This window comes from Salinispora tropica CNB-440 (genome assembly GCF_000016425.1).
In the GTDB taxonomy this organism is placed as follows: domain Bacteria; phylum Actinomycetota; class Actinomycetes; order Mycobacteriales; family Micromonosporaceae; genus Micromonospora; species Micromonospora tropica.
Window position 1 is genome coordinate 2,816,907 of record NC_009380.1, and the last position, 13,051, is coordinate 2,829,957.

General features: G+C 71.0%; 10 protein-coding genes and 1 pseudogene. 7 read left to right on the plus strand and 4 right to left on the minus strand.

What is annotated here, in order from left to right:
- The first annotated feature begins 152 nt into the window (after positions 1 to 152).
- From STROP_RS12620 to STROP_RS12635, 4 genes are all read left to right on the plus strand, one after another.
- Positions 153 to 980 (plus strand): AfsR/SARP family transcriptional regulator, encoded by an 828-nt coding sequence (locus STROP_RS12620; RefSeq protein ID WP_012013734.1) that lies wholly within the window; start codon positions 153 to 155, stop codon positions 978 to 980.
- Positions 981 to 1,060: 80 nt separating this feature from the next.
- Complete coding sequence (locus STROP_RS12625; protein ID WP_012013735.1) at positions 1,061 to 1,408, plus strand: TcmI family type II polyketide cyclase; 348 nt, start codon at positions 1,061 to 1,063, stop codon at positions 1,406 to 1,408.
- 7 nt (positions 1,409 to 1,415) lie between these two features.
- A complete protein-coding gene (locus tag STROP_RS12630) occupies positions 1,416 to 2,768 on the plus strand; it encodes an FAD-dependent oxidoreductase (RefSeq protein WP_012013736.1) in 1,353 nt (450 codons plus the stop codon).
- A gap of 213 nt (positions 2,769 to 2,981) precedes the next feature.
- On the plus strand, positions 2,982 to 3,737 hold the full coding sequence (locus STROP_RS12635; protein ID WP_012013737.1) for a helix-hairpin-helix domain-containing protein: 756 nt from the start codon (positions 2,982 to 2,984) through the stop codon (positions 3,735 to 3,737).
- Positions 3,738 to 3,841: 104 nt separating this feature from the next.
- On the opposite strand, the gene STROP_RS12640 is transcribed toward STROP_RS12635, so the two are convergent.
- The 3 genes from STROP_RS12640 to STROP_RS12650 form a co-directional block, all read right to left on the minus strand.
- Complete coding sequence (locus STROP_RS12640; RefSeq protein WP_012013738.1) at positions 3,842 to 5,275, minus strand: right-handed parallel beta-helix repeat-containing protein; 1,434 nt, start codon at positions 5,273 to 5,275, stop codon at positions 3,842 to 3,844.
- A 477-nt stretch (positions 5,276 to 5,752) separates the two neighbouring features.
- Positions 5,753 to 6,523, minus strand: coding sequence for a DUF5995 family protein (locus STROP_RS12645; RefSeq protein WP_012013739.1), 771 nt, complete (start codon positions 6,521 to 6,523; stop codon positions 5,753 to 5,755).
- 94 nt (positions 6,524 to 6,617) lie between these two features.
- Entirely contained in the window at positions 6,618 to 9,524 is a 2,907-nt protein-coding gene (locus tag STROP_RS12650) for a helix-turn-helix transcriptional regulator (RefSeq protein ID WP_018830017.1), read from the minus strand.
- Between the two features lie 211 nt (positions 9,525 to 9,735).
- Here STROP_RS12650 and STROP_RS25730 point away from each other — a divergent pair.
- A pseudogene (locus STROP_RS25730) lies at positions 9,736 to 10,965 on the plus strand (adenylate/guanylate cyclase domain-containing protein); the annotation flags it as partial.
- Between the two features lie 546 nt (positions 10,966 to 11,511).
- Here the strand turns inward: STROP_RS25730 and paaI are convergent.
- A complete protein-coding gene (paaI, locus tag STROP_RS25735; protein ID WP_028680469.1) occupies positions 11,512 to 12,015 on the minus strand; it encodes a hydroxyphenylacetyl-CoA thioesterase PaaI in 504 nt (167 codons plus the stop codon).
- Positions 12,016 to 12,183: 168 nt separating this feature from the next.
- Here paaI and STROP_RS12660 point away from each other — a divergent pair, with 168 nt between their 5' ends.
- Positions 12,184 to 12,687, plus strand: a complete 504-nt coding sequence (locus tag STROP_RS12660) for a fluoride efflux transporter FluC (protein ID WP_012013742.1) — start codon at positions 12,184 to 12,186, stop codon at positions 12,685 to 12,687.
- Positions 12,684 to 13,049, plus strand: coding sequence for a fluoride efflux transporter CrcB (gene crcB / locus STROP_RS12665; protein ID WP_018830015.1), 366 nt, complete (start codon positions 12,684 to 12,686; stop codon positions 13,047 to 13,049). Before STROP_RS12660 ends, crcB begins: the two co-directional genes overlap by 4 nt.
- Positions 13,050 to 13,051: the final 2 nt, after the last annotated feature.

Here is a 13,051-nt window from a genome sequence, read left to right on the forward strand (position 1 = left end):
GACGGTGCGTGACCAGATTGATAATCTCCGTCACGGTTAACCCGGTCGCCGTGACCCGACGCCGTGCCGCGGGATCAGCTACCCGACCTGTGGGGTCACGGGCAGCCGCGCCGGGGGACACACACCGAGGAACATTCCGCAGGGGGTCCGCCATGGCCGCTGGTCCGTCCATGCCGACCGCCGGGGACCGTCCGGGTACCCTGATCCGGCTGCACCTGCTGGGCGGGTTCCGGCTGTTGCATGGCAACGCCCCGGTGGTCGTACCACGCGGGCTGCAACGCGTACTTGCGCTGGTCGGCCTGCGCCCCGGCACCACCCGCAGCCACCTCGCCGGGCTGCTCTGGCCGGACAACCCGGAGGAACGCGCCCTCTCCTCGCTCCGCACCGCCCTGTGGCGACTACGGCAGGACCCCTACTGTCCGCTGCACACCAGTGGAGACACCATCCGACTCGGGCCCGCCGTCCAGGTTGACGTGGACGGCCTGGTTGGCATGGCTGCCCGGGTCCGCGACGGCGATGATCCGAGCACCGCCACGACCGTACTCGCGAAGGGCCGCCACGATCTGCTGCCCGGCTGGTACGACGACTGGGTGCTGGCCGAGCGGGAGCGGCTTCGCCAACTGCGACTGCACATGCTTGAGGAGTTGGCCGACCACTACCTGACGGCGGGTCGGCACGGTGAGGCGCTCGAGGCCGCGTTGGAAGCGATGGCCGCCGAGCCACTCCGCGAGACACCGCACCGCCTGGTGGTCCGCATCCACCTCGCCGAGGGCAACGCCTTCGAGGCGGTGCACGCGTTCTACGTCTACCGCGACCTGCTACGCCGGGAGCTACGACTGGAACCATCGGCCACAATGACCGCCCTGCTCGACGAGACGCTCCGGCCAATCCGACAGGCCAGCCGCGACCCCCGCGGCCGCCGGCAGGTGCCCCCCACGCCCCGCGTCACCAGGACGGACATTGATGTGACGGGCAGGTGACAGTGGCCCCGGCAGCGTGGGGAGCGGCACCACCCGCCCCGGCTCGGCGCACGGGGCACCACGGCGGAAGGAGTCCCCAAATGAGCCGACTACTGATAGTCAACAGAATCGTCCCCGGCGCGGAGGGACGGGTAGCCCAGATCTTCGCCGAGTCCGACGCCACCGAGTTGCCCAGCCTCACCGGTGTGCGGCACCGCTCCCTGTACTGCCTGCACGACGTGTGCGTCCACCTAATGGAGACCGCGGACGTGGACCCAGACACCCTGGCCGACGCCCGGAACCATCCGCTCTACCGGCAGGTCAACGAGCGGCTCTCCGCGCACACCTCCCCGTACCTGCCGACCTGGCGCTCACCGCGCGACGCCATCGCCGGCTGTTTCTACCGTTGGGACTCCGCGGCTACCGCCGCGCCCCACGTGGCGAGCTGACCTCCACGTGTCCCGCATCCGACCGCACGTTCTGATCATTGGGGCGGGGACCGGTGGACTCTGTCTGGCGCAGGGACTGCGCCAGGCCGGAATCGCCGTGACCGTCTACGAGCGGTACCGCACCCGAGGCGATGGCCTACTCGGCTACCGGATCGGTATCGGACCAACCGGCAGCCGGGCGCTCCGCGAGTGTCTGCCGTCCGACCTGTTCCGCATCTACCGGGCCACCTGCGCCTCGTCCCCCCGCTACTTCAATGTCGTCACCCAACGGCTCCGGCAGACCGCGTCGTTTCCGCTGCGATCGGAGACCGACGAGGTGAACACCGAGCGCTCCGTCGCCCGGATGACCCTGCGCCAGGTCCTGCTCACCGGGCTGGAGGACGTGGTCCACTTCGACAAGGCCCTCACCCACTTCGAACAGCGGGATGACGGCAGCGTCACCGCGCACTTCGCCGACGGGGACAGTGCCACCGGCGACCTGCTGGTGGGGGCCGACGGCACCCACTCGGCGGTCCGGCGCCAATACCTGCCGCACGCCGTGACCCGGAACGCGGGCACCATCAACATCGCCACCCGGATCCCGTTCACCGAGGAGGTACGGGCGCTGTTGCCGGAGCGGATCGAGAAGGGCATCTCGCTCATCTTCGGCAGCGGCGGCGTGATGGGCGTCCTGCATGTCATGGAGTTTCCGTGGGATCGCTCCGGCGCGCTCAAGAACGGAGTCGATCCAGCCGACGCGGCGCTGCTGAACAGCTGGCCCGGCCGGGCACACGACAGCACCCGGGACAACGTGAACCTGGTTGTCTGGAGTACCGCTCGGCGGTTCCCACCCGACATCATGCGGCTCCGCGGCGAGGAGTTGATCCGGACCGCGCTCGGTCTGACCCACAACTGGCACCCGCGCCTACGCCAGCTGCTGGTCCTCGCCGACCCGGCCAGCGCCCTGCCGGTCAAGGTCTCCACCAGCGAGCCGGTTCCACCATGGAAGAGCAGCACCGTCACCCTGCTCGGCGACGCCATCCACACGATGACGCCGGGGCGCGGGGTGGGTGCGAACACCGCCCTACGGGACGCCGCGCTGCTGAACCGAGAGCTACGCCGCGCCGCCGCGGGAGAGAAGACGCTGCTGCAGGCGGTAGCCGACTACGAGGCGGCCATGTTGCCGTACGGCTTCGCTCGGGTGGCCGACTCGTTGAACCGCAGCGGCACCAGCGGCGACGACCCCATGTACAAGCCCGTCGTCGGCCGACTGGCCCTGCTCGGCGCCCGCGGCTACTTCGGCATCACCAGCCGGGTACCACGGCTCGCCCGACGGTTTGTGGATGACTTCTACAACTACCGGGGCGAGGAGGAGGACTGAACCGCTACGGCCGGACCCCAGCACCGGGGTTCGGCCGTAGCGCCCGGCGCCGCCCCTTTGGTCGACGTTGCGTCGCCCTGTAGCCATCATGGGTGTGATCCGGTCGAGCTACGAGCTGGTTACCAGGCCGTGCTGTCGTACCGCACCGGATGTGTGGCAAGCTTCGGCGAGCTTTTCTCGACTAACTCGCTCATCGAAAAGGGGAGGTCTGCCGTGGCCTGGTCGGACTGGCCGTTGATTGTTGTGGCCCTGTTGGTGGGCGCCGCTGCCGGCTGGGTGGTCCGCGGCCGGCACAACGCCGCACGGGCTGGCACCACTGAGGATGGTACGCCGGTGGCCGCGACGAAGACAGCCGGAGGCGAACCCACCTCCACATCCACATCCACATCCACGTCCGCTTCCGCTGACACCGACACCGACACCGACACCGACCGTCCCAGCGGGACCGAACCGACACCGGTCCAGACCGCTACGGCGTCAGAGCCAGCGTCGACGCAGATCGAACCGGCGCCGGCCCGGGAGCACAGCTCGGCGCCCGGCAGCAGCCTGACCGAGCCAGCCGACGCCGACACGGCGGCACCCCCGGTGGTCGTGCCACGCCCGGTGGCGCCCGACACCGAGCCCGCGGACCGGTCGGCGGTCGCCGCCGATTCTGGACCGGAGCCGGACACCGCTACGGCTGAGCCCAAGCCGGACACCGCTGCGTCTGGGCCGGAGCCCGACGCCACCGACGACTTCCGCCGGATCCAGGGCGTCGGACCGAAGATGGCCGCCGCGCTACACGCCGCCGGCATCCGCACCTACCGGCAACTCGCCGAGCTGGACGTGGCGGCGCTGCGGGAGACCATTCGCGCCGCCGGTCTGCGTGGCGCGGCGAGCCTGCCAACCTGGCCGCAGCAGGCGAAGACCCTGGCCAAGGCACCCGAAGCAGCGGGTGTGCCGTCGGCCGAAGGCGGCGCGAACGCCTGAGTGCGCCGCCTCGGGCGCCGCGGGCAGACGGGTATACGACCGCACCGGGGAGCGGCGGAGCCGTTCCCCGGTGCGGTCGTTCGCCCAACCGGCCGCGAGTGGTACTACCGGAAGCAGTGTGGCACCGGACTGGTGCTGCCCAGGCAGTTGGTCGGTTGGTTCTCCGCCACCACGGTCTTTGAGTCCAGCGTCGCCTGCGCCCGATCCACGTTCAGGCCACCGGCCGGCAGCGTTGACTGGTTCTCGACGACGAGGCTGCGGTAGAGCCCGATCCGACCCATGCTGACCGCGATCCCACCGCCGGTGGACTTCGCCTCGATGGCGTGGTTGCTCCGGACCGTGCTGTCCCGTACCAGCAGGTTCGACTTGGCCGCGTGGATGCCGCCGCCGGAGCCGTGGGCGGTGTTACCAGATACCACGCTCTCGTCCAGCGGCACGAGGCCCTGGAAGGTGGAGATGCCGCCGCCGTCGCCGATGGCGAGATTGTCCCGGATCTCCATCCCCCGCAGGAAGATCAGCGCGTCCGAGTTCGCGATCCCGCCGCCGGTTCCCGCCTTGTTGCCGACGACCTTCGAGTCGGAGACCCGGGTACGGGCTGAGAAGCTCGCCAGGCCACCGCCCTGCGCCGCCGAGTTGTGCTCGAAGGTGCTCGTGTGCACCTCCGCCGCGGCCTGGTAGTTGCCCAGCCCGCCACCGTAGGCGGCGGCACTGTTGCCCGCGAAGGTCGATGAGTGCAGGGTCAGCACGCCGTTGTTGAGCAGGCCCCCGCCCTTGCCCGCCGATCCGTAGGCATGATTGTCGACGAGCGTGCTGTCCCGAACGACCATGTTGCCGTCGTTGAACAGTGCGCCCCCGCCGCCCTCCATCGAGGACGAGGTGTTGTGCACCGCCGTAACTCGTTCGATCAACGCCGACGCGCCGTGCACCACGTGGACGGCTCCCCCCTCGGCGTCGGAGTGACCGCCAACGAGGCGAACGTTGCGCAGGGTCAGCTCACCACCGTCACGGACAGTGAAGAAGCGGAACGCCTCGGCCTTGCGCGCACGCTCGATCGTGGCCTGCTCGCCTTCGATGGTGACCGGGTGGTAGATGACCGGCAGTCCTGCCTTGTCGTCGGCGGGGTTCCGGGGCGGCTTCTCGGCCTCGCCGGGGTTCTCGGCCGAGTCCGCCGCTTCCCGCGCGTCCCGGATTCCGCCGTCGTACTGGTCGGGCTGGTGGAAGGCATCGGTGAGCGTGTAGGTGCACTTCGGGGCGAGCCGCAGCGTCCCGCCGCCCTCGGCGTTGACCCGGACCAGCGCGGCGATCAGCTTGGCGCTGTCACAGGGCACCGGCGTTACCCGGGACTCCCCGCTTCGGCCACCGGCGGAGTCGCCTCGGGCCACGGCGGCGTTCTCACCACCCCGCTCGTACGCCGCGGCCGAACCGCCCAGCCCCGCCGCTCCGACGACCAGGCCACCGGCCACCAGCCCGCCGGCGAGCAGCCGTCGGGACCGTTGTCGGCCCCGCGGCGGTCGCTGGCTGTCGTGATACGTGGACATCGTGCTCTCCTGCCTCTCCCTCGCGACTGAGCCGACCGGCAACATTTCCGGACGGTAGGGCAGCGACCACGTGGCCGTCACCGAACGTCACGCTACGGCGAAGAGAGAGGGCAGAATTGATAATGTGAATAAATCACCTGTTTGCCTGCCATGCTGGCAGTGTGGGGGTGATTCGCCAACAACCTACCCAGACAAGCCTAGGAGGCTGGTCCGGCTCGGTGAGTCGGACCAGCCTCCTGGGGGAACTCCCGATATGTACTGCCGGGCGGGTTGGCCGGCGCCTGCCGGTCAACCCGCCCGACCTCCCCCTTCCCTCGGCGGCGGCCGGAACGGATACCCCCGTTACCGCCGGACGCCCACCCCCGGCGCGTATCCGTTCCCGCCTCCCCACCACGCCGTCCACGACCTAGGGATCTTGGCTGACGACGCGGACGCCACCCGCGCACGGCTTCGCCGCGGAGCGCGGTCCCCCGCCGGCTACTGCAAGAACGCCCCCAGGGGCGAGAGCAGGAGCCGGCCGAGCAGTTCGGCATTGTTGTCCAGCCGTAGCCGCTCCTGCTCGTGGGCGACCCGATCGTTGCGACACCGCCAGATCTTCTTCGCGTTCCGCCAGGCGACGTTGCGGGCGTACTCGACCAACTCCCCCTGGTACCAGTCGTCGACCTCACCGTTGAGCATGTCGACAAGTAGTTGCCACTCGTCGAGATAGCCGCGCCGCAGGCTGGGAATCTGCGCGGCAAAGATGTTGTTGATCTTCAGGTAGTCGTCATGTTGATCGCTACCGTCCACCGGCTCCGACTCGAGGCTGTCGAACGTCGTCACCAGCGCAAACGGCAGGTCGTAGTTGATGTGCGCGTTGATCCCGGCGGCAGCCGACGGCAACGGCCGGACATCCGGACCCTGCATCCGCCGGAACAGACACGACCAGGCCTTCGGACAGCGCGAGTTGGAGTCGGTCCACAGCCGCAGCGCGTCGAAGTAGCGAGCGGCGAACTCGACGTCCAACCGGGACAAGAAGACCACGTCGGCGAAGAAGCCCTCGTAGAGGCCCTCCAACACCCGCTCGGTAATGGTCAGGTAGAGCCGGTTAAAGTCGGCCACCGGGCAGGCATCATCCGGGCGAGAACGCCGATCCAACAGATCCTGCAACCTGGTCAGGTGGTCAACCACCGCCGGAACGTCCACCGGACGGTCGGCGAGCAGGTCGATGATGTCCCGATGCACGAGACCCCAGACCACATCACTCATACCTGTTCCCCTTGCGGCAGACGTCCCACGTGCCGTACGCCGTACAGCCTCGCAGCTGGTGAGAGCAGCGCGGATCAGTAGAACGACGTATTCGTCAACGCGCGTCCGGTGGCTGGTTTCGGAGGAGGATCGCGCTCGCCTGCACCCGGGTACGGACCTGCAGCTTGTCGAAGATGTGCGAGACGTGCACCCCGATGGTCCGCTCACTGATGAACAGTCGCTGGCCGACTTCCTTGTTGGTCAGCCCCTCTGCCACCGCCGCGAGCACCTCCCGCTCGCGTGCGGTCAGCACCGCCAGTTCCTCCCCATCGGCCGGGACGCTAGAGGTCGGGTTACCGGCCGTCGTACCCTGCTCCGTCAACACGACCCGTGCGCGGCCGGCGACGGTCCTGATCTCAGCGGTCAGCGGCACCGCCCCCAGCCCCAGGGCCGCCTGGTACGCCTGGCGGAGCAGCTTCCCGGCCTTCGCGCTACGGCTGCGGCGGGCGAGTAACGCCTCCGCCTGGCGCAGTCGCGAGTAGGTCGCCGGATAGGGGTGGTGTCGCCGGTCCCACTCTGTCACCGACCGGGCCCAGAGCTCCGGGTCGCTACCGTCGATCCGGCTCACCTCGCCGGCGCAGAGGGCCAGGAACGCCTCGACCACGCTGCGTACCGGGCGGGCCGCCGTCCCCGCCCGACGAGCCACCCGATCCGCGGCCTCGCGGAGCCGCCGCACCGCCGTCTCGTCCACCGAGAGGCTCCGGCTGGCGTGCGCCTCGGCCTCTGCCCGCAGGCCGTGCCAGATCAGCGCGGCAAGAATGACCAGGTCATCGGAGCGGCTCTCGGTCAGGCCCCGTTGTACGGCCTTCCGCGCCAGGTCGTGCCGGCCCTGCCACATTGCCAGACCGGCTCGCAGGGTGAGCAACGGAATCACGTGTCGCGCCCCGCCGCCTGCGCAGAGGGTGGCGACCGCGTCGAGGTCCCGGTCGGCAGCCTCGATGTCGCCGTATCCAACGGAGAGCCGACAGCGGGCCAGCAGCACCTCGACCGCTTCCGCACCGGAGGGTCGGTGCCGCAGCGCCGTCGCGGCCACCTTCTCCGCCTCGGCCCACTGACCAACCCGGAACAGTCCGTTGATGGCGATGGCCAGCAGCCGGGTCTCGTAGGTCCGGCCGAGCCCGAGGGCGGCGACCCGCTCCGCGCCCCGCCGCGCGACGACCACCCCCTCCTCGAGAGTGTTCAGCGGCCCGGTCAGCAGCTCGGCCAGATGCAGGTACGCGCAGGCCACATCCTCCGGACGGCCGAACCGCTCAGCCGTGTCCAGGGCGCGACGCACCACGGCCAGGCCGGCCTCCGGATCCTCCCGGAAGGCCTCGGAGAATCCCAGGGCGGCGCTGGCCAACACGACCTCCGACGTGGAGCCCGTAACAGTGTCGGCCAGCTCCAGCGCCTCCCGGGCACGCGTACCGGCGTCGGCATACCGGCCCAGATGTAGCAGCAGCTCGGCGAGGTGAGCCGTGATGGTCGCCCGCTCGCGGGGCGTACAGTCGGCGGCAGCCAGGGCCCGCTGGTATTCGACCTCGGCCAGCGCGGACCGACCGGCGGCGGCGAGGTAGCGGGCCCGCCGGATGGACAGACCGCAGGCCGACCGGGAGGCGTCGGCACCCGCCACCTCCTCCAGCAGCGCCAGGGCCCGGGCGTGCTCGCCGCAGTGGTGCGCCGCCTCGGCGGTCCGCTCCAGCAACATCACCCGGTCGACAGCTGACCCGACGGCAGGCGCCTCGGCCAGCTGCAGGGCACTCGACCAGTGCCGGTGCGCCTCGACGTACCCGTGCAGCCGCTCGGCCTCCTCGGCGGCCGCCATCGCTGCCGGCAGCGCCCGGACCGGCTCCCCGGCGAGGCGCCAGTGGTGCGCCAGCCGGGCCTGGTGCAGTTCGGCGTGCGCGCCGGTCAACGCCTGCGCGTAGCGCCGGTGCAGGGCGACTCGCTCCACCGGCAGCAGCTCCTCCTCCAGCACCTCGGCGACCAGCCGGTGTCGTAGTCGGTAGCCCTCGTCGGCGCCGACCAGCAACCGGTGCGCGACGGCTTCCCGGACCGCGTCGATCAGCTCGTCGTCCGGCAGTCGCACCACCTTTGCGAGCAGCCAGTGCTCCACCGGCTCCACCCCGACGGCTACTGCGCGTACCACGGCGTGCGCGTCCGGCGGCAGCACCTCCATCCGGGTCAAGAAGATCTCCCGCAACGTGTCAGAGAGTCCGTCCCGGCCGTCCCGCAGATCGCGAGCCAGCTCCTCCACCACGAAGGGGTTACCGCCGCTCCGCCGCCACAGCTGCTCGGCGGCGGCTGTTGGCAGGGCTTCACCAGCCACCGCGGCAGCCAACTGCTCGGTGGCGGCACGATCCAACGGTGCCAGGTCGAGCACCCGCACCGTACGCAGGCGGCGCAGCTCGGTGAGCATCCGGCGCAGCGGGTGCGCGCCCTGGAGGGACTCGGCGCGAACGGCGGCCAGCACCGAGAGTTGCAGATCACCCAGCCCGGCAAGCAGGTAGAGCAAGAGCTGCCGGGTGCTGCGGTCGGCCCACTGGAGGTCATCGAGGACGAGTACCAACTGTCGCCCGCCGGCGATCAGGTGCAGTCCGTGGGAGACCTGCTCCAACAGCGCCCCGGCACCGTCGGGGCCACCGGTCTGGTCGACGAACATCTCGAGCAGCCCCCGGAGGGCCGAGGAGGCGCGGATGGGCCCGGTGGTCAGCTCGGCGTCGAGGCGACGCAGGGCCTGGCGCAGTGGATGCAGCGGGGAGGCGTCACCGATGTCCAAACAGGCACCGGTGAGCAGAAGGGCACCCGCGTCCCGCAGCTCGGAACCGACCTCGCGCAGCAGCCGACTCTTGCCAACCCCACTCTCACCAGTGAGGAAAACCGCGGTGGGTTGCCCCTGGCCGGCGCCGACCAGAGTGGATCTTACCGCCTCCAGTAATTCGGTCCGGCCGACGAGCGGCGCACCATCCACATCGCTGACCACCCATGCAGACTAGCCACCGCCTCCGGTGCATTCTACCAGCAATTTAGCTGGTTTTTCCCCATCCCGTCGGCATTGTGAACAAAAGTTGCAGCCGGCGGACATACGTCATTCGGCAGATCCCGCAGCGACGTAAAGCTGACAGTCTCGGATTATCGGCAGGGTTCGCAGGAACCAATCCACCCACGGGGGACCGAAAGGACAGATGCCCGCCATGTTGAACGTCACCGCTGGGCCCCGCCCGGTCGCCGACCGGATTCCCAGCACTCCCCCTCACACCCCACGAGTCGGCGCCGACGCACTCGGCCGATGGCCGGTTCCCGAGGAGAGGCGCACAGTCAGCGTCCTCTTCGCCGACATCGTCGGATCGACCCGGCTGGTCGACCAGCTCGACCCCGAGGAGGTACGGGCCCTGCAACGGGCCTACTTCGACACGGTGGCCCGGGTGCTGCGCCGCTGGGGTGGAGTGGTGGAGAAGTACATCGGGGACGCGGTGATGGCGCTCTTCGGCGCCACGGAGTCCGACGGCTTCGACGCCTACCGTGCGGTACGGGCCGGCCTGGAAATCCAACGCTCGCTAGACCGGCGGACGCTTCCCGGGGTGCCGACACTGCGCGTACGGGTCGGAGTGGCGACCGGCGAGGCGGTGGTCGACCTCACCACCACCCACAACGGCGCGCACGGCATGGCCAGCGGCGCGGTCATCACCCTCGCCGCCCGCCTCCAGACGTACGCCCCGCCGGGCGGAGTCGTCCTCTGCACCGTCACCCACCAGGCAACCAACAGGCTGATCGATCAACGTCCGGTGCCCGCGGTGGCGGTCGTCGGAAAGTCGCTACCCATCGAGGTCTGGCACGCCACCGGCCCGGCCCGGCCCAAGCCGACGCGGCACTGCGGGCCGCTGATCGGGCGACGCGGGGAGCTCGCCGCCGCCCGGGCCCAGCTGGTGCGCGCGGTGCGGGACCGCCGGCCCCGTTGGGTCTCGGCGACCGGCCCGACGGGCAGCGGACGCAGCCGGCTACTCCACGAGTTGGTGCGCGTGGTCCCCACAATCGACGGAGCCTCGGTCCACTGGTGTGTGGCGGCGTGCCCGCCGTATCCGGAGCAGCCACTGGCACCCGTGGCCGAACTGGTCCGTGCCTTCGCCGGGATCGGTGACCAGGATCCGACCCCGGTAGTCCGGGCCCGGCTCACCTCCGCCGTCGCCGCGGTGGTCCCGCCGGCACGCCGCACCGAGGTGGTGTCCGCGCTGCAGGAGCTGCTGGAGGAGCCGGACACCAGCGTCACCGCCCATCGGGGGGTGGCGAGGTGGCAGGAGTGCCTGCTCGGCCTCGCCGAGCGGCAGCCAGTGGTGGTGGCGGTTGACGACCTCGACCGCGGCGCCCCGGAGGTGAGCCGCTTCCTGCACCGGCTGCTCGCCGCAGCCCGAATCCGGGCACTGCCCCTCGCGGTGATCGCCCTGCACGGTCCGGAGCCGACGACCGCGCGGCTCATCGGGGGCCGACGGGAGGGGCTGCCGCTGCACCGCTTGTCGACCAGGGAATCCGAACGGCTGCTGCACCACCTGCTGCACCAGGCCGGCCAGCCGGCTGCGCTCGCCAAGGTGCTGCTACCGCTGGTCCGCGGCCTCCCCGGGCGAGCCGCCGCATATGTGGCGTCGCTGGCCCCCGGCTCCGCACCACCGGTTCCCGATCCGATCCGCCGTGCCCTCGACACGCGGCTCGACCAGTTGGACGGCACCCGGCGGGCAGTGTTGATGGCCGCCGCTGCCATCGGGACACCCGTCACACCGGTGCTGCTGGACCGCGTACTCGGCTGGGCACCGGGCCGGGCGGTCGCGGCGCTACACGATCTGACACATCAGGACCTGCTGGCCGCAGGGCCGAACGGCTACACCGTGCCGGACCCGGTGGTCGCCTCCGTCGCCGCCGCTCGGCTCACCCGGGCGGTCCGGACCGAGTGGCGCACCCGCGCAGCCGCCCCGGCCGGCTCAGGCCCCGTTCAGGGTGCGGCTACGGCCACGGAACTCGGCGATCACCGCACCATCGTCCCGGGTCACGGTGACGTCGTAGATCCCGCTGCGGCCGTACCGGATGCGTTCGGCGGCCCGAGCAAGCAGCACATCCCCCTCGCGCGCCGGCCGGACAAAGACAATGTCTCCGCCGGCCGCGACCGTCACCGGGCCGTGGCTGTTACAGGCCAACGCGAACGCGGTGTCGGCGAGCAGGAACAGGTAGCCGCCGTGGGCGATGCGGTGCCCGTTGACCATCGCCCCGGTCACCCGCATCCGGGCCACCGCCGCGCCCGCCGCCGCCTCGATCAGCTCGATGCCGAGCGCACGCGAGGCGACATCGGCAGCGAACATGTCGTACGCGGCGTTGCGCCGCTGCGGGTCCGGCACCGGACGTTGACCGGACCCGTCCGGCTCCGGCGCCGTCGCCCTCTTCCGCCCGGTCGACTCCCGCCGGTCCCGGTGGGGCGGACGATCCGACATCGCCGCTCTCCTCACTACGCCGGACGAACAATTCGACGATCTTGCCACCGTACGTCACCGCCCCGGGTCCGGCATCACCGAGACCCGGCCGCACCACGCTGCCGCGTGGCCGCGTCGCCCCGCCGATAGGGTGGGCGCGTTCGACGGCGGGGTGGAGGGGAGAAGCGGGTGTCCGGACCGGAGCAGCGACGCCTCGACCCCGATGTCGACATGGCCGTGCCCGCCGATCGAGCAGAGCTGCCCACCCACCCGGCCGCGGTGCTCGCCGCCGTCTCCGCCGGCGGTGTCCTGGGCGCGCTGGCCCGCGCCGGCCTGTCGGCCGTGCTGCCATCCGATCCGGCGGGCTTCCCGGTGCCGACGTTCGCGGTCAACCTGAGCGGATGTCTGCTGATCGGCGTGCTGATGGCGGTGCTCGCCAAGCGGGCCAACCCACCGGCTCTGGCCCGGCCGTTTCTCGGGGTCGGGGTGCTCGGCGGCTACACCACCTTCGCCACCCATGCCGTGGAGGCGCGGCAGCTGGCTGCCACCGGCGCGGCGACAACCGCCCTGGCCTACCTCGCGGCGACCCTGGCCGGCGCGCTACTCGCCGTCTGGGTTGGGTACGCGGCCACCGACCGGCTCACGTCGTCGGCCAGCGGCACCGAGCCAGGACAGCGGCCGGCGACCGGATGACCGCGTTGCTCGTCGCGCTCGGCGCGGCCGTCGGGGCGCCGCTGCGCTACCTCGCCGACCGAGCGGTACAGGACCGCTTCGGTACCCGCTTCCCCTGGGGCACGTTGACCGTCAACGTGGCCGGCTCGCTCCTGCTCGGGTTCCTGCTGGGGCTCCCGCTCCCGCCGGCGGCTGGCGTGCTGCTCGGCACCGGGCTCTGCGGTGCCCTCACCACATACTCGACGTCCAGCTACGAGACCCTGCGCCTGGCCACCGCCGGCCGGTTCCGTCCGGCAGTGGCCAATGCGCTACTTGGCGTCGTCGCCGCGGTGGCAGCGGCGACGCTCGGCCACCTCGCGGCGACCGCCCTGCCCTGGCCGTAAGC

Coding starts and splice junctions, on each gene's coding strand:
- paaI (WP_028680469.1), bottom strand. CDS start 12,015: ATGTCGGATCGTCCGCCCCACCGGGACCGGCGGGAGTCGACCGGGCGG.
- STROP_RS12620 (WP_012013734.1), top strand. CDS start 153: ATGGCCGCTGGTCCGTCCATGCCGACCGCCGGGGACCGTCCGGGTACC.
- STROP_RS12625 (WP_012013735.1), top strand. CDS start 1,061: ATGAGCCGACTACTGATAGTCAACAGAATCGTCCCCGGCGCGGAGGGA.
- crcB (WP_018830015.1), top strand. CDS start 12,684: ATGACCGCGTTGCTCGTCGCGCTCGGCGCGGCCGTCGGGGCGCCGCTG.
- STROP_RS12645 (WP_012013739.1), bottom strand. CDS start 6,523: ATGAGTGATGTGGTCTGGGGTCTCGTGCATCGGGACATCATCGACCTG.
- STROP_RS12640 (WP_012013738.1), bottom strand. CDS start 5,275: ATGTCCACGTATCACGACAGCCAGCGACCGCCGCGGGGCCGACAACGG.